22 protein-coding genes are annotated in these 18,672 nt (G+C 60.9%); 13 read left to right on the forward strand and 9 right to left on the reverse strand.

The window, feature by feature from the left end; genetic code table 11:
* From OU682_RS20550 to OU682_RS20575, 6 genes are all read left to right on the forward strand, one after another.
* Positions 1-1,065: KpsE/RkpR family capsule polysaccharide export protein (locus OU682_RS20550; protein WP_268944081.1), on the forward strand; the 1,065-nt coding region annotated here is incomplete at its 5' end.
* Positions 1,062-1,727 carry an ABC transporter ATP-binding protein gene (locus tag OU682_RS20555; RefSeq protein WP_268944082.1) on the forward strand — a complete coding sequence of 222 codons (666 nt, stop codon included), beginning with the start codon at positions 1,062-1,064 and terminating at the stop codon, positions 1,725-1,727. The genes OU682_RS20550 and OU682_RS20555, both read left to right, overlap by 4 nt.
* 185 nt (positions 1,728-1,912) lie before the next feature.
* Positions 1,913-2,839: an NAD-dependent epimerase/dehydratase family protein gene (locus OU682_RS20560; protein ID WP_268944083.1), complete on the forward strand. Its 927-nt coding sequence runs from the start codon at positions 1,913-1,915 to the stop codon at positions 2,837-2,839.
* A gap of 116 nt (positions 2,840-2,955) precedes the next feature.
* Complete coding sequence (locus OU682_RS20565; protein WP_268944084.1) at positions 2,956-4,830, forward strand: glycosyltransferase family 4 protein; 1,875 nt, start codon at positions 2,956-2,958, stop codon at positions 4,828-4,830.
* A gap of 3 nt (positions 4,831-4,833) precedes the next feature.
* Positions 4,834-5,598 (forward strand): glycosyltransferase family 2 protein, encoded by a 765-nt coding sequence (locus OU682_RS20570; RefSeq protein WP_268944085.1) that lies wholly within the window; start codon positions 4,834-4,836, stop codon positions 5,596-5,598.
* Between the two features lie 57 nt (positions 5,599-5,655).
* The gene (locus OU682_RS20575; protein WP_268944086.1) at positions 5,656-6,735 is read left to right on the forward strand and encodes a hypothetical protein; all 1,080 of its coding nucleotides are present in this window, start codon (positions 5,656-5,658) and stop codon (positions 6,733-6,735) included.
* Between the two features lie 18 nt (positions 6,736-6,753).
* Here the strand turns inward: OU682_RS20575 and OU682_RS20580 are convergent, their stop codons facing one another.
* Both OU682_RS20580 and OU682_RS20585 read right to left on the reverse strand, forming a co-directional pair.
* Positions 6,754-7,779 (reverse strand): hypothetical protein, encoded by a 1,026-nt coding sequence (locus OU682_RS20580; RefSeq protein WP_268944087.1) that lies wholly within the window; start codon positions 7,777-7,779, stop codon positions 6,754-6,756.
* Positions 7,780-8,088: 309 nt separating this feature from the next.
* Complete coding sequence (locus OU682_RS20585) at positions 8,089-9,021, reverse strand: NAD-dependent epimerase/dehydratase family protein (protein ID WP_268944088.1); 933 nt, start codon at positions 9,019-9,021, stop codon at positions 8,089-8,091.
* Positions 9,022-9,161: 140 nt separating this feature from the next.
* Between OU682_RS20585 and OU682_RS20590 the strand changes: the two genes are divergently transcribed.
* Positions 9,162-9,761, forward strand: coding sequence for a sulfotransferase family 2 domain-containing protein (locus OU682_RS20590; RefSeq protein ID WP_268944089.1), 600 nt, complete (start codon positions 9,162-9,164; stop codon positions 9,759-9,761).
* A 190-nt stretch (positions 9,762-9,951) separates the two neighbouring features.
* Here the strand turns inward: OU682_RS20590 and OU682_RS20595 are convergent, their stop codons facing one another.
* Positions 9,952-10,476: an ATP-binding protein gene (locus tag OU682_RS20595; protein WP_268944090.1), complete on the reverse strand. Its 525-nt coding sequence runs from the start codon at positions 10,474-10,476 to the stop codon at positions 9,952-9,954.
* Positions 10,473-10,757 carry a hypothetical protein gene (locus OU682_RS20600; RefSeq protein ID WP_268944091.1) on the reverse strand — a complete coding sequence of 95 codons (285 nt, stop codon included), beginning with the start codon at positions 10,755-10,757 and terminating at the stop codon, positions 10,473-10,475. The genes OU682_RS20595 and OU682_RS20600 overlap by 4 nt, the downstream gene beginning before the upstream one ends.
* Positions 10,758-10,914: 157 nt before the next feature.
* Between OU682_RS20600 and OU682_RS20605 the strand changes: the two genes are divergently transcribed.
* Positions 10,915-11,160: a hypothetical protein gene (locus tag OU682_RS20605; protein ID WP_268944092.1), complete on the forward strand. Its 246-nt coding sequence runs from the start codon at positions 10,915-10,917 to the stop codon at positions 11,158-11,160.
* A gap of 77 nt (positions 11,161-11,237) precedes the next feature.
* Entirely contained in the window at positions 11,238-11,438 is a 201-nt protein-coding gene (locus tag OU682_RS20610; protein WP_268944093.1) for a hypothetical protein, read from the forward strand.
* A gap of 47 nt (positions 11,439-11,485) precedes the next feature.
* Here OU682_RS20610 and OU682_RS20615 read toward each other — a convergent pair whose 3' ends face one another.
* The 4 genes from OU682_RS20615 to pabB form a co-directional block, all read right to left on the reverse strand.
* On the reverse strand, positions 11,486-11,740 hold the full coding sequence (locus tag OU682_RS20615) for a helix-turn-helix domain-containing protein (protein WP_268944094.1): 255 nt from the start codon (positions 11,738-11,740) through the stop codon (positions 11,486-11,488).
* Positions 11,741-12,037: 297 nt separating this feature from the next.
* Positions 12,038-12,895, reverse strand: coding sequence for a prephenate dehydrogenase/arogenate dehydrogenase family protein (locus OU682_RS20620; RefSeq protein WP_268944095.1), 858 nt, complete (start codon positions 12,893-12,895; stop codon positions 12,038-12,040).
* 5 nt (positions 12,896-12,900) lie between these two features.
* A complete protein-coding gene (locus tag OU682_RS20625; RefSeq protein WP_268944096.1) occupies positions 12,901-13,659 on the reverse strand; it encodes a chorismate mutase family protein in 759 nt (252 codons plus the stop codon).
* Positions 13,656-15,794 (reverse strand): aminodeoxychorismate synthase component I, encoded by a 2,139-nt coding sequence (gene pabB / locus OU682_RS20630; protein WP_268944097.1) that lies wholly within the window; start codon positions 15,792-15,794, stop codon positions 13,656-13,658. Before pabB ends, OU682_RS20625 begins: the two co-directional genes overlap by 4 nt.
* 580 nt (positions 15,795-16,374) lie before the next feature.
* Between pabB and OU682_RS20635 the strand changes: the two genes are divergently transcribed.
* Positions 16,375-16,536: a hypothetical protein gene (locus tag OU682_RS20635; protein WP_268944098.1), complete on the forward strand. Its 162-nt coding sequence runs from the start codon at positions 16,375-16,377 to the stop codon at positions 16,534-16,536.
* Positions 16,526-16,681 (forward strand): helix-turn-helix domain-containing protein, encoded by a 156-nt coding sequence (locus tag OU682_RS20640; RefSeq protein WP_268944099.1) that lies wholly within the window; start codon positions 16,526-16,528, stop codon positions 16,679-16,681. The genes OU682_RS20635 and OU682_RS20640 overlap by 11 nt, the downstream gene beginning before the upstream one ends.
* On the opposite strand, the gene OU682_RS20645 is transcribed toward OU682_RS20640, so the two are convergent.
* Positions 16,682-17,089: a transposase gene (locus tag OU682_RS20645; protein WP_268944100.1), complete on the reverse strand. Its 408-nt coding sequence runs from the start codon at positions 17,087-17,089 to the stop codon at positions 16,682-16,684. It abuts the gene before it with no gap.
* Between the two features lie 30 nt (positions 17,090-17,119).
* Between OU682_RS20645 and OU682_RS20650 the strand changes: the two genes are divergently transcribed.
* Positions 17,120-17,713, forward strand: coding sequence for a hypothetical protein (locus OU682_RS20650; protein WP_371832288.1), 594 nt, complete (start codon positions 17,120-17,122; stop codon positions 17,711-17,713).
* 290 nt (positions 17,714-18,003) lie between these two features.
* A complete protein-coding gene (locus OU682_RS20655) occupies positions 18,004-18,501 on the forward strand; it encodes a helix-turn-helix domain-containing protein (protein WP_268944102.1) in 498 nt (165 codons plus the stop codon).
* The last annotated feature ends 171 nt before the right edge of the window (positions 18,502-18,672 follow it).

Genomic DNA, 18,672 nt, shown 5'->3' on the forward strand with positions numbered 1-18,672 from the left:
TTCCTGATAATCGTGCTGCTGCCGCTGCTGGTCACCGCCTGGTATCTTTATGCCCGGGCCGAGGATCAGTATGCCTCTTACATGGGCTTCACCGTCCGGTCGGAATCCGGCCCCACCTCCAGCGAATTGCTTGGTGGGCTGACCTCGCTTGTCGGGACCACCTCCAGCACCGGCAGCGACACAGACATCCTCTACAAGTTCATCCAGAGCCATGACCTGGTCCAGCGCATCGACGAGAAGCTGGATCTGCGCGCGATCTGGTCCAAGCCCGAGAACGACCCGATCTTCGCCTATACCGGCAACGACTCGCTGGAAGATCTGTTGTCGGAATGGGAACGCAAGGTCCGCGTCTATTACGACGAGGGGATGATCGACCTGCGCGTCCTGGCCTTCGACCCGCGGGATGCGCAGAAGATCACCCAGGCGGTCTACGACGAAAGCACCCTCCTGGTGAACGAGTTGAACAATGTCGCCCGAGAGGATGCGCTGCGCTACGCCCGCCATGACCTGGACGAGGCGCTGGAGCGCCTGCGCTCCGCCCGCCAGGCCATGACCGAGTTCCGCAACCGACACCAGCTTGTCGACCCGGCCGCCGATGTCGCGGGCCAGGCAGGCGTCGTCAGCACGCTCCAGGCGCAACTGGCCGAACAGTTGGTGGCGCTTGGCCTGCTGCAGGCAAATGCCCAGGAGAACGACCCCCGGATCGAGCAGACGCAGCTTCGCATCGACGTGATCCGCGAACAGATCGCCTCGGAACGCCAGAAGTTCGGCTCGGAAACTGCCACCGGCGAGGCGCTGTCCGAGGTGGTCGGCCAGTTCGAAAGCCTGACGGTGGATCGCCAGTTCGCCGAACAGACCTATGTCGCGGCCCTTGCGGCCTATGATGTCGCCCGGGCCGAGGCGGCGCGCCAGACGCGCTATCTGGCGGCCTATGTCAAGCCGACGCTGGCGCAGGATGCGGAATTCCCCAAGCGCATGAAGCTGCTTCCGATCATGGCCGGGTTCCTGGTGCTGATCTGGATCGTGGGCGTCCTGACCTTCTACAGCTTGCGCGACCGGCGATGATCCGCCTGGAAGACCTGACCAAGATCTACAAGCTGAACGGTCGCCGCAAGGTCGTGGCGGACAACCTGAACGCGATCTTTCCGACTGGCGTGTCCGTGGCCCTGCTTGGCCGCAACGGGGCCGGCAAGTCCTCGCTTCTCAGGATGATCTCGGGGGCGATGCTGCCGACCTCGGGGCGGATCCTGTCCACCGGCACGATCAGCTGGCCTGTGGGCTTTGCCGGGTCCTTCAACGGCGAGTTGACGGGCGAACAGAACTGCCGCTTCGTGGCCCGCGTCTACGGCATCGACACCGACGAAATGCGCGACTTCGTCGAGGACTTTGCCGAGCTTGGCCAGCACTTCTACCTGCCCTTCCGCACCTATTCGGCGGGCATGAGGGCCAGGCTGGCTTTTGGGGTGTCGATGGCCGTGCCCTTCGACACCTATCTGGTGGACGAGGTCTCGGCGGTGGGCGATGCGGCGTTCCGCACCAAGTCGAACCACGTCTTCAACGCCCGCATGAAGGCGGCGGGTGCCGTGGTGGTATCCCATTCCATGGCGACCCTGCGCGAGATCTGCCAGGCGGGCGCCGTCCTGGAAAACGGCAAGCTCAGCTATTACCACGACCTCGAAGACGCCATCCAGGCCCATACCGCCAACATGCAGCGTCCTGCCGCCTGATCGGTCTGCGGCGTGATTCAGCCAAGGAGGCCTCACGATGAGCAATGCTTTCTGGCGGCGTGATCTTCTTGGCCATTTCCACCATCGGTTGATCATGATGTTTCTGCGCCATTGCCGCTGGACCAGCAGGGTGGCCTGTGGCAAATGGCCATGAAACCTTGTTACTCTAGGAAAACGTTGGATTGGTGGAACGGACACTTGTCACCGGAGGGGCCGGCTTTATCGGAAGCCATTTGGTCGACCGACTGTTGGCCCAAGGCGAACAGGTGGTCGTCTTGGATGATCTTTCGACCGGTTTCGAACATAATCTCGATCCCCGTGCGGAATTGATCGTGGCCGATATTGCGGACGAAGCGGCACTGGCTTCCGCGATGGATGGCTGCGACACTGTCGTGCATCTGGCCGCGATGGTCTCTGTGCAAGACTGTATCCGCGACTGGCAGGGCGGAATCCGCGCCAATCTGGCCGGGACAGTATCGGCAATGCAGGCCGCCAATGCCGCCGGGAACCTGCCGGTGATCTACGCTTCATCCGCAGCAATCTATGGCGACCGTGGCGGGCGGAACTGCGCCGAAACCGATCTGCCGGCGCCAATTTCACCCTATGGGGCCGACAAGCTGGGGGCTGAGCATCACGCGCGCGCCATGAATGCGATTCACGGTCTTCCCTCGGTTGGTTTACGCTTCTTCAATGTATATGGCCCACGGCAGAATGCCAATTCGCCCTATGCCGGGGTGATTTCCAAGTTCTGCAAAAATCGCCAGAAAAATCGAGACCATGTGATCTTTGGCGACGGAACGCAGGCGCGGGATTTCATTTACGTCGGCGATATCGTTGATGGCATCATCGCGGCACGTCGATATGCAACCGCGGACAGCGGTGCTAGCGTGTTCAATCTTTGTACCGGGCGGGCGACTGATTTGAAATTGCTGGCCGAACAGATCGACGCTGTGGCGGGCCGGGGGCAGACGCCGATCAACTATGCTGCGGCACGCAGCGGGGACATCCACCTGTCCCTCGGTTCGGTTGAGCTTGCTCATCGGTCTCTGGGCTTTTCGGCGCAGACTCGTCTCGAGCAAGGCTTGTCTCATTTATGGCTGTCATTGGAGTGACACATTGGCGGCACATTTTCCCGCCACATCTGACCTACAGCCGTCCTTGACTTGCGGGTCACGCGCGCGGCCCTCACGTCCTAACCGAAGAGACGTGAATTACCAACGGAGTTGTGATGCTTGGAATTCTGAAACGCCGATCGAAGGCACCTGCTTCGCAGCCGGCTCCCGCACCTTCTGAGCTGCTGGCCGAAAAGGCGAACATCCCGCAGGACAAGCCAGCGCTGCTAGAGCGTTTCTTCGATCGGTATTATTACCTTCGGCAGAATGTCGATGTGGTCAATGCGAAAATTGATCCGCTAAAGCACTATCTGATGTTCGGGGAACGCGAGGGACGCAGGCCGTCGCCGGACTTTGATCCAGCCTTCTACGCGAAGCGCTATGCTGACACGCTCAAGGGGCTCGGGCCGCTGGAGCATTTTGCCCTGCATGGGCAGAAAGCCGGCAATGTGACCAGCGATGAAGGTTTCGATTACGATTGGTACAAGCGGGTGTATCTGTCGCCCGCAGCCACCGATGCCGACTGCCGGAAGCATTATCAGGCCGAGAACCAGCATGGTTTGCTTCAGAAAAATGGCAACGAGACTTTGATCGCTCTCCGAGAGCACTTCATTCCAAACGAATATCTCGAGCTCTATCCTGACATCGGCGACCTGGATCCTTGGGCTCATTTTGTCAGCGCAGGGCATCGAGAAGGGCGACATGTGTCCCGCTGGTATCGCAAAGGCTTTGGCGACATCAAGCGCCAGGCGCTTGAAATCCGCGAGCAGGGTTGGGCTTTGCGCGGCATCGACATTGCCCTGGACCGAGGCGATCTGTCCGCGCTCGACAAGCTCGCATCCAGCGGGTGCCAGGTCCTGCCGGCCTTTGAAGAGGCTTTGATGCAGTCGCTCAAGGATGTTGCCTCCGAGATTTCATCTCTGGTGGTTGTCGGCGCACTAGGGATAGGCGGGGCCGAACGTTACGCGGCAAATATCTTCCGTTCACTGGCCGCAATCCATGGCATCGAAAATATCGCGATCCTAGTCACCGAAGGAGGAATTGGCCAAGGGGCACAATGGTTGCCGGCCGGAGCCAAGGTGTTTGCAATCTCTGACTATCTTGCTGGTGCCGACCGGCCGACGCGGGCACGGTTTGTGCGCCGGTTCATTTCGGTCATCCAGCCCCGCACGACCTATTGCGTCAACTCACGGGCACTGTGGGACGCCGCGCTTCATCCGAAGAATGCCGCTCTGCAGAATTACTCACGGTTCTTCGCCAGCCTGTTCTGCTACGACTACGACTCCAAGGGGAACAGGGTTGGCTATGCCGCCACCGAGTTCTGGCAGTGCTTCGATTTCTTCGATACCTATCTGGTCGACAACGAACCCTTCGTGCAGGAATTGATCAGGCAATTCTCGATCCCGGCCTCGCATCGGGCGAAACTGCGCGTTGTACACAGCCCGGTCGCTGTCGGCACGACCCTGAAGCGGACCGTAGACCGGCCGATGCGGGTTCTCTGGTGCGGGCGTCTGGCGCGGCAGAAGCTGCCATTCGTCGTCAGCCAGATTGCCGGGCTGTGCCCTGACACTCACATCGACATGTATGCGGCAGCGGGGGATACTGCCGCGAGCGCCTTGAACCTTCCCCCCAACGTGTCGATCATGCCTCCCTATGACCCGGAAAAAGGTGCGCCGTTTGATGATTATGGCGCTTTCCTGTACACGTCGCTGTGGGACGGAATTCCGACGGTGATGCTGGATGCGGCGTCATCCGGCATTCCGATCATCGGTTCGGTTGTAGGTGGCATTGGCGATGTTCTGACGGATGAGACAGGCTGGCCGGTCAGCGACCCCAATGATCCTCAGAAATATGCCAATGGATTGCGTGACGCGCTGTCCAATCCGGCCGAGGCCGAACGGCGGGCACAGGAGATGCTGCGCCGACTTGAGGACCACCATTCCTGGAACGCCTTCGACGCGAACGTCCGGCAAATCGAACACGGAGCGTGAGCCATGAACAAGATAGATGTGACGGCGGTTATCAATGCCCATCGCGAAGGCCTGATGGTGGCAAGCACGCTCGAAAGCGTTGCAAAGGCGGTGGATGTGGCCCATGGGCAGGGCATTTCGGTCGAGGTCATTGCCATTGCCGATCGCCCTGATGACGTGACGCTGAAGGTGCTGGAAAACTTCGATCGGCTGCCCATTGACATCCGGGTCGCCGATAACGGCGATTTGGCAGAATCCCGAAACGAAGCGGTCGGCTATGCCAATGGCGACTTCGTGGCCTTTGTGGATGGCGACGACCTGTGGGGTCCCGAGTGGATAGCGCGGGCGGTGAATGCCGCGCGGAAGGAAACGCGCGAATGCGTCTGGCATCCCGAGGTGAATCTGTATTTCTCAGACACGACGCAATGGCTTTTCCACCATCCGGATATGGATTCGGAAGATTTCGACGTCTGGCGTCAGATGGTCATAAATTGCTGGACAGCGCTGTCCTTTGCCCGACGCAGTGTGTATCTGAGCCATCCTTACGTGCGCAACGAAATCTCGAAGGGCACCGGCTACGAGGATTGGTCGTGGAACTGCACGACGATTGCCAGGGGAATTATCCACAAGACCGTGCCCGATACCTGCCATTTTATCCGGAAAAAGTCCTTCTCGATGGTGCAGGAAACTAACACGAACGAGGCGCTGGTGTCGCGGCATGACCTTTACAGCTATCTCTCGACGCAGGGCATGAAGAAGGTCGAGCCGGTCGCTGGGCTCACGAGCTAACCTGGTTGCACGCTTGGAACAGTGTTGGCGGCCAATCGGCACGCAAGTTTGAATCGGATGCGCGACGTGGTCGTGGTTGGAGGCTCGAACAGCCTCATGGGCAAGGGATGGTCGGGCAGGTTACGCGCGCTGTGCCGTAACGGAATAGGTTTCAAGAACCTCTCTATCGGCGCCGCGACCTCGCTCATGGGAATTTACCTCATGAAGCGGGGCGATATTCCGGAAGGCGCCACAGTGCTGTGGGAATATGCCCTGAACGAGTCGAATCACTTCAACGCCGGCCAATCCTGCGAGAGCCTGCTTCATCACCTTGACTGGTTCATGGAAACTGCCCGGCGGAGGAATATCCACGTTCTCCCATTGCAGTTCTGGAACCGGCCGGAAGTGTTCAGCGACGCGCCAAACGACTATCGCCGGGTGCTGCACGATTGCCTGGCGGCGTACGGGCTGCGCCAGATCGACACTCGCGACCTGTCTCTGCACTTCGCAGCTGAGGCGGGCTTGGATATTGCGGCGCTTTATCTCGACGATATGCACTATGCTGTGGATACGGGCTTCCTGGATCGGCTGGCGCGGCTGATTGCCGAGCGACTTGACGATGCCGTGGTACCGCGGGCTGTGACTCGACTGAGGGATGTGGAACTCGACCTTTGCCGACCAAGCGGGCACCCCGAACGGTTCGAAACAAGCGTGTTTCAGGCGGACACTTATCCGCTCAACAGCGACGGGCTATCCATTGCCGCGCAGGGTAACTTGCTTGCCTCCTTCGTCATCGCAGGGGACGAGGCAGGCGCAGTGACTGTTTCAGCAGATGGAGAAAGGATCGGCACGTATTCCTTGCAGGCAGCGGGGTTGAAGCCCCAAGGCCGCGTTTTCAAGCACCTTGTCCACTGGACATCGGCCGCAGATGATCTTCGGCTGGTTCGCAGCAATCTTTCCCTTTCGAGTGTCAGGTCTTCAGCGCGGCCCATCGTTCAGAATATGTATAAGTGGAACGAGGCAAGCGCCCATGCGGCCCGAAGTGACGAATACGTGTCCGCTCTGATCGAGAGGAATGCCAACGCCGCAACCCCGAACCCGAACCGCTCATCTAGCCTGCGTTGGCAGGGTCCTTCAGCGCCCTGCCATCCCGTGTAGGCGTGTGAGCGTCGTGCCTCAGGGTTCGGCAGGCTGGTTGCGCGCAAAGCGCCATAGCGCCTCGGCAAAGTCCGCAAGCTCTTCCTCGGTCAGCGGCTGATCCAGGTCGCCGATTTCGGGATAGGACGAGAAATCGTCGTCAAACAAGGCCGGGCGGTCGACTTCAGGCAGGAACCTGTCCCTTGCCAGCCGGTTCAAGGCGTCGAACTGCGCCTGGAACCTCACCGCCTCGTCACGGCTGGGCCGTGCGGCCGATCCCGGCAGTACCTTGTGGATCGCAAAGAATATCGGGCCGCGAGCCGGGTTGATCTTGCCGTCCTTGATCAGCGGCAGACGTTCGTTCATCAGCTTGAGGAACCGCGCTTGGCGGCGCGAAACCGAGGTGTTCTGATTGTTGAGTTGTGGCGGCGTGATGCCCAGTCCGGCAGTGGCATAGAAGTCCTGGACGACATCCCCACCCCGCAACTCAGAGCGGTGATAGATGCGGGGGACAATTGCCTGAGCGCCAAAAACTGCAGCGTAGCGTTCCATCAAGGCATTGAGGTCATAATAAGCCGGGGGAGCATGATAGATGGGCAGCATCTCGCCCATGCCCCCACCCTTAAGGCGGGTCGAATGCAAGCTGACTGCCATTCGATCCTGTCGGCGCAGGTAAACGATGACCTTCACGTCATCAAAGTCGCGGCCCAGGAATTCTGCCAGCCGCTCGACATCCTCCACGTTCGGCAGACGGCTGTGCAAATGCTCGTTCGAGATCAGAAGCGTATGTGGTTTGACTGCGTCGATGTCGGTCGCAAGTGCACCGCGCACCGCGTCGAGATAGGTCGGCAAGTCGTGGCCGGTTCGAGCCAGTTCCTGGATCTGGATGGTGTCATCGGGGCGGAGCCCCATGCCGGCGACCGCGATCTCCATATGGTTTTCTGTATTCAGAAGCTTGGGATAGAGGATGCCGTTCCGGCCAAGCTGGTCACGGCTTCGCGCCAGTGCGTGCTGGATTGACGTGGTCCCTGTCTTTTCCGTTCCGATGTGCAGGATCAGCTTCAAAAGAGCGCCTCTGTTTCTGGCGACGCGGATACTGGGCAAGGTCCACGTCGTGCATCTCATACTCCTGTTTTCGCAAACAGACTCATAACCTAAACGCTTATCGTAAAAGGCTCCAAAGTGCCAGTTTTCCTATCCTACTAAGCATATGCTGCTGGCTCAATGGCACAAGGGAGCACGTCATTCACTCCTTGGCGGAGCTTGCGAAGCAGGTGCCGCGCAGAGATGTGCTCCTCAGGATCGACATGGTTAAACAGCGACCGCTCGGCCAGCTACCAGCCATGCGATTTTCAACAGTTTCACCCAGCCCGTTCACGCAATGCTATCGATCGCCCGATGCTGGTTAATCCAGTCCCAGCTTTGGCGCATACCGTCGATGAGCTGAGTTCTGGGCGCCCAGCCTACCGCCTTGCTGCGGCTGATGTCCAAGATGATGCGCGGGACGTCGAAGCTGCGGCCTGGACGATAGATGGGCTTGATCGTCCGATCCGTGAGTACGCGGATGATTTCAACAATCTCGTTTACCGATGACCCTTTACCTGAGCCTGCGTTGAAGCAGCCATAAATCGGCATCTGCACTGCAATGGCACAAAGTTCTGCCAAATCTTGGACATAGATGAAGTCGCGAACGATGCTGCCGTCACCCCATATCTCGATCTGTTCGCCATGGGCGATCTTCCACAGAAAGTTACCGATGATTCCCTGCACGCCGTTATAGCCCTGCCGCGGACCATAAGGATTGGCCGCACGGAGCACCACATACTCCAGCCCGTGCAATTGCCGCTCCATATGTAAATAGTGCTCGATGGCGACCTTGACGATGCCATAGGAGCTGATCGGAGCGAGCGGATGAGTCTCTTCCACGATCTCTGTTTTCGGAATGCCGTAGACGGTTCCGCCCGAGGACAAGAAGACCATCTTTCTTATCCCTGCCTGCCGCATTTCCTTCAGCAAGCGGACGGTCGCGATCAAGTTTCCCTGAATGTCGGCAACCGGATCGAGATTCGAGGTTGAGGGAACCGTCGTGCTGGCCGTATGTACTACTGCATCAACCCCCTGCAGTGCCTGGCGCAGGACAACCTCTGACCCGAAGTTACCAATGACATAGTCAACCTCGGCCAATGGTGCCCGAAACGCCTCGCTCCTTGTGTCAAGAACGCGGACGCGGCAGCCGCGGTCAAGCAGGCTATCCACGATATGTGACCCAATAAAGCCACAGCCACCGATGACAAGGACATGGTTCATGAAATCTCTCTTAGGAAGGCCCCGTGAAGGAAACCGTTCTCCGGATGAAGCTGGCGCACTGTGTCAGTACAGTTAGGTAGCTGACAAGCTCAGTCGTTTGCTTAGCTCCGTTGCAAAAAGAAAACTAGTGGAGGCAGAATTTGCCCTTTATCCAACATAACGGCAAGCGCATTCTCTTCATCCATATCCCGAAGGCAGGAGGCACCTCTGTTGAGGGCTGGATGAAGGGCATCGCTCCCCTGCAACTGTTTTCTATGGGCATTCCTCATGTCAGCCGCTGCACACCGCAGCATTATCGCATGCAGGACATCCAGGCGCTGCTCGGCGAAGGCTTCTTCGACTACGCCTTCACCATTGTACGCAACCCTTATGACCGTATCGCAAGCGAATATCGGATGCAGGCGCAGCTAGCCAAGAATAGCTTCTGGAAAGGACTGCCAGCATTTTCGCCTTGGATCGAGGAGAACCTAGACCGTCAGAAGCGCGAGAAGTTCCATCTTGGCAATCACCTGCGCCCACAATGGGAGTTTCTTGGCAAGAATGTCGAGGTTTTCAAGCTTGAGGACGGTCTGTCCGCTCCATTGACGGCTGCTGCGGAACATCTGGGAATAGCGCCACCCATGGAAAGCCCGCATGAGTTGCGCTCTGATCCACTACCGATCACATGGGAACCGGCCGACCGCATCCGCGTGCTCGATCATTATGCTCGAGATTTCGAAACCTTCGGATATCCCTCGTAAACTCGGGACGCCTTGGGCGAGAGATGATCGCAGGAATTCGGACCAGTTGCCACGCTGTGGTGATTGCCGAAGGACTGCTCCGCATGATGAAGCGGAAGCGCTACTCTGCCGAGTTCGAGGCGAAGGTGGAGTTGAAAGTTGCCCGCGAGGCACTGACCCCGGCTGAGTTGGCCAGGAAGTACGCCATCCATCACGCCATGATTACGGGCCGGAAGAGGACCAGGACCCTGAACATGACCTCGGCGTTTGGCGGCAAGAGCGCTACCGAGCCGACGATTTCCGATTTTCGGACACCGGCGTCCTGGACCGAGAAGCCGAGCTGGATCGCGCGGATGCCGAGACCGCACAGGAGATGCGACTTGCCCACGCCCGGCGGGCCCTGCATCAGCACGACCTCTGAGTTGCGGATCCAGGCACCAGTGGCGAGCGTCTCGATGCGCGAGCGCTCGATCGCCGGCTGGAACGCGAAGTCGAAGTTCTCGAGCGTCGCGCCGGTCGGGATCTTCGCGGTCTTCAGCATTGTGCGCACGCGCCGCTCCTCGCGGCCAGAGCGTTCGGCGTCGAGCAACCGGTCCAGAAAGACATGGGCCTGCATCTCGGCCCGCACCGCCTCGGACAACAGACCCTCCAGTGCAGAGGTGGCATAGCCGAGGCCCAAGGCAGCCAGCTTCTCCCGCGTCGTGTCGATGTCGAGCTTCACCCGGGGAGCGGTCATCGCGCGACCTCCGCCAGGCGGGCATAGAGATCGAGCGAACGGTGCTGGACCTTGGCGGCCGCGATTTCCTGCAGGCGGCGCCCCATCCGGCCAAGCGGCATTGGCGCCCGGACGCGAGAGGTCACCTCGCCCTCGTAATGGGCCTCGTTGCGCAGGATCAGCATGTCGGTGCCGCGGGGATGCTCGGCGATCACTGCGCAGTCCTTGAGCATCTGCACCCGGCCGGCGAGGCCGCGAACCTCGACCTCCCGGCCTGCACGAAGCGGAACGGACCGGCTCATACTGCCGGCCCTCGAAATGGACCATGCAGTCCGGCCCGACCGGACGGCGCACAACAATGTCGGAAGGCTCTGGCGGCGTTTCGGGCAAGGGTGTCAGCAGCCGACGCTCTTGTTCCCAGGCCTCGGCGAGGCTGGTGCCGGTCGCGGGACAGCGGAGATGGCGGGCACGTTCCTCAAGGCGGGCGTCGGTCCAGACCTGCAGAGCCTCAAGGCTGTCGAACACCTGGCCACGCGGATCGACCGCTTCGCGCTGGTCACGCACCGTGCGCTCGACCTTGCCCTTTCCCTCCGGGTGGCGCGGCTGACAGGCGTCGACATGAAAGCGCATCTGCGCGGCGAAGCGACGATACGTCTCGTTGATCGTGCCCCACGCCCCTGCGCCCCTGGTGTAGCGCCGTCTTGACGTTGTCGATCCGCAGCACCGCCGGTACGCCGCCGAGCCGCTGCAGGCAGGCGGTCTGGCAGGACTGCCACGAGAGCATGTCCTTCGACCGCGCCCAGACCACGGCGCGCTTGCGGCTCCACGACAGCGTTACCACCAGCGCGACAAGATCCACGGTCTCGCTGCCGATCGCCATGCCAGGATACTCGGCCCAGTCCACCTGGGCTTGTGCCCCCATCGGCGTCTCGACCCGCCGCCGCGCCCGAATGGCCGGTGCCGGAAACGTCCGCTTCCAATAGCGCTGGACCGACTTCAGGCTCCCGTCGTAGCCATGCTCGCGCTTCAGCTAACCGTGCAGCGCCGCCAGGTTCACCCGGCCCGCCGGCTGCTGACTGCGCCAGTGGGCAATCGCCTCGGCCACCGCTGCCGCCTTGCCAACCTGCGTCGTGCGCCCATCCACGGCTCCGGCTGCGCTCCGCCGCCGATGATATCGCACCGTTCCTTCGCTCACGCCCAGCATCCGCGCCACCGCGCTCTGGGAATTGCCCTGCTTCAGCAACACCGTTATTGCCGTCCGCGCCTCATTCTCGAGACGACCCATCGTCACTCCCCGGCAGACCACCTGCCGGAAATTGATCAGGCCAAGACGGCACCTCGTAAAGCTGGATGTCGCTTTACGGTTTCAATGACCTGTCCCGCTACAGGCATCTGAGCACTTCCTCGCTTTCGAATGGTGACGGAAATTTTACTGTCAGGATGTACCAGCTATAGGAGTCAAGACCAAGGATCTCGGACAAAGGCATGCACAAGACTGAAATGAGAAATGATAGGCTTCTGCACTCCGCCCTCCGGCAGAACGAGGTTCTGCGTCAGAAAGCCACTGACGGGTACAGCCCTGTTACCGAAGGCCTGACTCTAAGGCGCCGAAAAGCCTCACGCAGTCAGCCGAGAGTTCCACCCCGTCTTGCCCGAGATGGCCGCGCGCCTCCCATAGCAGGCGGGCGAAGCCCTCCTCGTCGCCCGCCGCGCAGATCTCGTCCAAGGTCTGGAGCGCAGTGATGAGGCGGCGCCTCGCTTCGGCCGCAAAGGGGTTCGACATCTGGATTTTCCAGTATACCTCCGGCTCGCCCGACAGGATGCGCGCCGCGAGCATCCGCATGACGCGGTTCGGTGGCGTGTCGAACGCCATGCCCTCGGCGCTTGCAGAGACCAGGAAGCCCAGGATGGCGGCATGCAGCTGGGCCTGCCCCTCTGCGGCAAGGCGATCGTGGCGCTCGGCATCCAGGCGGAGGATCCGGAGCCCCGCGTTTTCGAGAAATCCCGTCAGCCTTTCAGGAAAACGCGGCGCGCGCAGTTCCGTGACCACGATGGATCTGCCGGCCCATGATAGGCCCGGCCCGAACAGCGGATTGACCGAAACCAGCCCGCAACTGCCGGCATGCTGCACGGCCCGGACATAGGGCGCCTTGACCGAGGTGCAGTCGACCAGCATGGCGTCCGGCGCCATGGCGCCGGCAATACCGGCACCGGCTTGGCAGGCCACCCCGTCCGGCACGGCAAGGAGCACCAGATCAGCCGCCCGCAGCAACAAGCGCATTTCCTCAGAGAGATCGAGAATATCGGCGGCCTTGACGGAGCCGTCGGGTCTGACATCCCAGCCGGTCGTCTCGCAGCCGGCCGAGACAAGCTGGTCCAGGAACATCCGGCCCATGCCGCCGGCCGCGCCGACCACGATTGCGCTTCCGAACCCGGCCATTGCGGCTATGCCTTCCCCCCTAGGTCCTCGCGGGCAGGCAGGACCCGTCCGTCCAGGTCCTGCGGCATCGGACTGGCGCCGGGGGCACGCTCGACGTAATGGACCTCCAGATGGGCCGGGGGGACGAGACAGACCGAGGCCATCCCGATGCCCGAGCCGGTCCCCGGCCTGACTTCGACGGAATTGCCACGCCGCCTGAGCTCGGCCACCGTCGGGGCCAGCTTGTGGACCTGGATGGCAAGGCAGGCCGGGGGGGCATCCCCTGCGGATGGCGCGGCGCGCTCGGAGACCAGAAGGGTGACATCGCCGCCCTTCAGGATCGCCGCGCCCCGGCCCTGTATTTCGGTGCCTTGCGGCTTCACCCGGCTGAACGACAGGCGCGTGCAGATCATCTCGCAGGCCGCATCAAGGTCGTCGACCTCGATGCGGGCATGATCCAGGCTCACGCCCTGGAACAGCAGCTCGCCCCCCTCGATCCCGCCCACCTGGTTCTCGACCTGGCAGGCATGGGTGATGATCGTCGTCCAGAGTCTTTCGACCAGCTTCGGATCGAGCCCGGCCTTGCGGGCCTGTTGCAGACGGGTCGCGAAGACCTCTGCCACACGCGAGGGCTGCATGACGGAAATTCCCGTCAGGCGCTTGTGCTCGGCCACCTTGCGGATCGTCCGGAAGCGGCGGCCCAGCAGTTCCATCAGCTCCGCGTCGATGCGGTCGAGTTGCGCCCTCATGGCCTCGAGCCGTTCGATGGCGTCGGCTTCGGTCATTTGGCCTCCAGGGGACATTCGGCGGAAACGGCCTGGACCTCGGCCGGGTCGAGCGCCATCAGGGTGTTGCGCAGCACGGCACCCTTCAGCATCGTTTCGTCGAACTCATCCGCCGGGTCCGACAGCGCGATGATCGCGCCGCCCGCCCCGAGAGAGGCATGATTGCCGTCCAGCACGACGGTGCGGATGACGATGTTGAGGTCGACCGCCCCGTCCAGCGAGAAATAGCCGATGGCGCCGGAATAGATCCCCCGGGGGCCGGCCTCCAACGTGTCGATGATCTCCATCGTGCGGATCTTGGGCGCCCCGGTCATCGAGCCGCCCGGGAACAGGGACCGCACGCAGGACACCGCTGTCTCGCTGTTGCGCAATTCGCCGACCACGGTCGAGACCATCTGGTGGACGGTCGCGAAGGATTCGATCGCGCAAAGCTTCGGCACCGCCACCGTGCCGGTCCGGCAGACCCGGTTCAGGTCGTTGCGGATCAGGTCGACGATCATAAGGTTCTCGGCCTGGTCCTTTTCGCTGCCGTGAAGCTTTTCCTTTAGCGCGATGTCTTCGGCCTCGGTCTTTCCGCGGGCGATGGTGCCCTTGATGGGCTTGCAGTTGACCATACCTTCCTTGGAGATATGCACCATCCGTTCCGGCGAACAGCTCAGTATCCGCAGCGTGTCGAAGCGCAGAAAGGCCGAATAGGGCGCCGGATTGATGCTGCGCAGCAGGTTGTAGGTGGCAAGCGGGTCCTTCCGGTAGGTCCGGGTCCATTCGTTGCAAAGGCAGATCTCGTAGGATTCGCCATCCGCGATCTCGCGCAGCGACCGGCCGATGCAGTCGAGATAGGCATCCCTGCTGTGGCGCAGCGTCCAGGGCTCGGTCTCGGCCGGCATTTCGGGCAGCGCCGGGACCTGGCCAAGGGCCGGGTTCAGCCGGCCTTCCCGAAGCCGGACCTCGATAGACTGGAACCAGGCGCGCGCGCTCGCCTCCTGGCCCGGCTCGACCAGGCAGACCATCCAGGCCCTGTCGTGCTGGTGGTCATAAGCGACAAAGCGGTCGGCGAAGATCATCTTGGCATCCGCCGTGCGGCTTTCATGGGCTTTCTGCCCGCCGCAATCGGCCTTCAGTTCATAGCCGAGATAGCCGACATATCCCCCCTTGAAAGGCACGGGCATGTCGAGGTTGTCGATGAACTCGACATCCTTCATGCGCCGCGCGAGATAGTCGAAGATGCTTTCCTCGAACCTTTGGATGCCGGCTTTCGCCGTTACCTCCACCACACCCGAGGACACGTCATAGCTGATCATTTCGGAATGGGGGCCCTGGTCGTCGCCCATGAAGGAATAGCGTCCCTGCTGTCTGGCATGGGAGCTTGAATCCAGCCAGAAGGCATCCTTCGCCCTGCCATAAAGAAGCTCGAAGCAAGCTTCGGAGGAAAGGCCCTCCGCAAGCTCCTTGAACATCGGCTTCAGGCGGTTCGATGCGGTTACGGGGGCGGTGGCTTCCCTGGAAACGCCGGCGGGCTGAGCGGATGTCAGATAGTCTTCCGCCAGGGCCAGGAAGTTTCCGATGATCCTGTCGCCATGCTCGGATGCGATAGATTCTGGATGGAACTGGACGCCCCAGAGCGGAAGCTCCTTGTGATGGATGCCCATGACAATCCCGTCCTCGGTCATGGCATCCACTTCCAGGCAAGGGGGAAGATCGCTAATGATCAGCGAATGGTAGCGTGTCGCATTGAAGGGCGATGGGAGATCCTTGAACAGGTGCTTCCCGTTGTGGCGGATTTTGCTGATCCGGCCATGCATTGGTTCGGGGGCATGGGTCACGGTCGCCCCAGACACGTGTCCTATGCCCTGGTGGCCGAGGCAGACCCCGAGGACCGGCTTGCGGTATGCTCTCAGAACCGTCTCGCAAAGCCCAAAATCGCGGCGGCGTTCCGGGCGGCCCGGTCCGGGAGACAGGATGACCGCGTCGAATTCCAGCTTGCGCAGTTCGCTTTCCGACAAGGCGTCGTTGTGAACGACGATCGGGTCTATTCCGGACGCCGCAGCAACAAGCTGCACCAGATTGTAGGTAAAACTATCATAATTGTCGATTATTAGCGTGCGCTTCAGAGAAAAACCTCTACCATTTACCATAGTTACCACCTCAGATGACGATGACCAGTCACGACGGCGAAACACGTCTACGCTAGAACACCTTCTGAAGCATGAAAAAGAAAGTCAATAACCTCATCGCGTGTCAAGGCCTCGAAGAAAACTTCTCCTAACTCGAATTTACCAAAAAGCTCGTCGGCACCTCAATTAAAACAAGCCACAACATGTTCTACGACTATTCTCTGGCCGAGAAGTTGGGGGTAGTTTTGTTATGGCGATTACTGCAGGGACCGAGCCAGGGGATGTGAGACTCCATGTGCTGCCCTGATACGGGACCGGAGTGTGTTGCTCTTAATCGGTTTCACCCCCTGCCGCTGTGAAGTAGGTGAAGCACCCTCGGCTCTGAAGATGTCGCAGACTTGTCTAACGGCATGCCCCTGTTCGTCGTAAAGTTGCGCGGCGGCTCTTCGGTTCAGGGCCGTGGCTTGCAGGTTATTTCGATCGGGTTCAGGTTGGGCTGTACGGCCGTCAGGGCTAATGCCAAACGCCTTGACCTCTGACTCGCTCGGGATTCCCTTCGACCTGAAAAACTGAATCATGGGCCTGAGGGATTGAGGCTTTGATGGCGGTTGAGATCACGCGAACGGATATGTCGGCAAGCGAACTTTGGGCGACGGCGGCTCGTTCAAGGGACGCCAAGGCGGCGCGGCAGATGCTGGCGATCGCTCTGGTTTTGGATGATGAGCCATGTCGCGCCATCGGTCCGAGCGACAATGGCGAATGATCGCAAGGCGGCGGAAGCCTGCGGCATGGACCGGCAGACCCTGCGCGATTGGGTTCATTGCTACAATGCCGAGGGGATCGCCGGTCTGTCGAACCGCCATGCGGCGGGCCAGACGCCGCATCTGAACTCGGAGTATCCGTCTTGATCAAGCAGGTTTAGGGACCCAATTGCAATCGGCTTTCACGAGCGCGTTGGCGGTTTCTAGCAGCTTGCGCATGAGGGCGACGATCGCAACCTTGGCCGGTTTGCCGGCCTCGCGGAGCTGAGTGTATTTCGCCTTGAGATCGGGGTTGAAGCGCATGGCCACGACGGCGGGCATGTAGAGCGCGTCACGCAGGGGCTTTCGCCCGCCGCTGATGAATGACTTTCCCTTCCACTGACCGGACTCGCGGCTGTGCGGGACAAGGCCTGCGAGACTTCCGGCCTGCTTTCTGTCGAGGGTGCCGATTTCGGGCAGGAAGGTGAGGATCAGCGCGGCTGCGATGGGTCCGAGGCCGGGGATCGAGCACAGGATCTCGCGCTTGCGCTCCAGGGCTTTGTCGCTGGCTGGCATGGCTCCAGCGCGCTGCGCATCCGGGACAACATCACCATCATGACACTCCCGCCCTACGCACCGGAGCTGAACCCGGTCGAGAACATCTGGGCCTATCTGCGGGCAAACCGCCTCGCCATCTCTGTCTTCGACACCTACGATGACATCGTTGACCGATGCTGCGACGCCTGGAATGCCTTTGCAAACGACCCCGAGCGCGTCCGATCAATCGCTACGGGCTCTGATGATGTGACCGCTCCCCTCTGTGGATCGTTGCAGACCCACCCTGGCACATCAGATGCCGTCGGGGGGCGGTCACATCATCAGAGCCGGCTGAACCACATGGAGATGGCGGGGGCCGAGCGGCTTTGGGCCATCGTCGGCCTGGTGGTCGCGGCGTCGGTCCTGAAGCATGGGCTGACCGTCACGCCCATCATGCGCCTGCTGGACTGCAAACAGGGCCGCGATCGCGATGCGCCGGCCATGTTTCCCCCGGCCTGCAGGGTCCGGGGGAAAGGAGTAATCCGGCCTGTGTTGCCGGCCAGTACAACCTGCGGCGCGAGCCGCGATCGGGTCACCGCGCGTTGCCAGGACGGGAACGCCCTTCATGTTCTTCTCGAGCTATACGCCGGAAGACCTGCCTGAGAGGACGGTGGGGTATCCCCCAATGTGCAAACTTGCCGATCCGACGGAGATCATTGCCATTCTGAAGGCATTTGTCTCGGACATCGACTGCCCTTGAAACCAATCTTCGGCACTGCCGGTTATAAGAGCGCTTCGGAAGTTCGGCAGGTGTTGTGCACGCCATGGCCGAGCCGGACCCTAACTGATTGGATCAAATCATGCCTGAAAGTCGGTCTATGTGTTCTGTTAAAGATTGCGAGAAGCCCAAGCATGCGCGCGGGTTGTGCCAGATGCACAACCGGCGTCGGCGCATGACGGGTGTCCCTTTAGTCAAGAGTTTGCACGTCGAGACCGATTACCGGACAAGGTGGATTGATGACCACGCCGGTCATGATGGTGATGCGTGCCTGATCTGGCCTTTCACGGCGGGCGAAAGGAAGCGGGGCGCCCTGAGCTATCACGGCAAGATCATGGGCGCCGCGAAGGCCATGTGCCTTGCCGCGCATGGTGAGCCCCCAACCGCCAAGCACGAGTCGGCCCACTCCTGCGGGAAAGGCCATCTCGGCTGCGTGCATCCCGGCCATCTATCCTGGAAGACGCGCAAGGAGAACCGGGCGGACCTGGTGAAGCATGGCGTCCTGCCGCGCGGCACGATGGTGAGCACGAACAAGCTCACCGAGGAACAGGTCCGGGAAATCCGCAGCCGCATCGGCTCGGAAACTGGAATGGCCCTGGCGGCTGAGTTCGGAGTGTCGGGCTGCTGCATCAGCGACATAAAGCGACGAAAGTCGTGGGCTTGGCTGGAATAAGCAGCAGGCGGTTCTTCGGAGTCGCCTTTTTCTATCGGGGGGAGTGATGGCGAAGACCTTCACCGCCTCGCTGAATACAATGGGCGGGCAGTTCGTAAACGCCGTCTCTGACCCATTGAATTTGAGTATTTCTGGTCTTGGGTGCGTTTGCCAGAAGTTCGCCGAAACAGA

It is taken from the genome of Paracoccus benzoatiresistens, assembly GCF_026913015.1.
Taxonomy (GTDB): Bacteria; Pseudomonadota; Alphaproteobacteria; order Rhodobacterales; family Rhodobacteraceae; genus Paracoccus; species Paracoccus benzoatiresistens.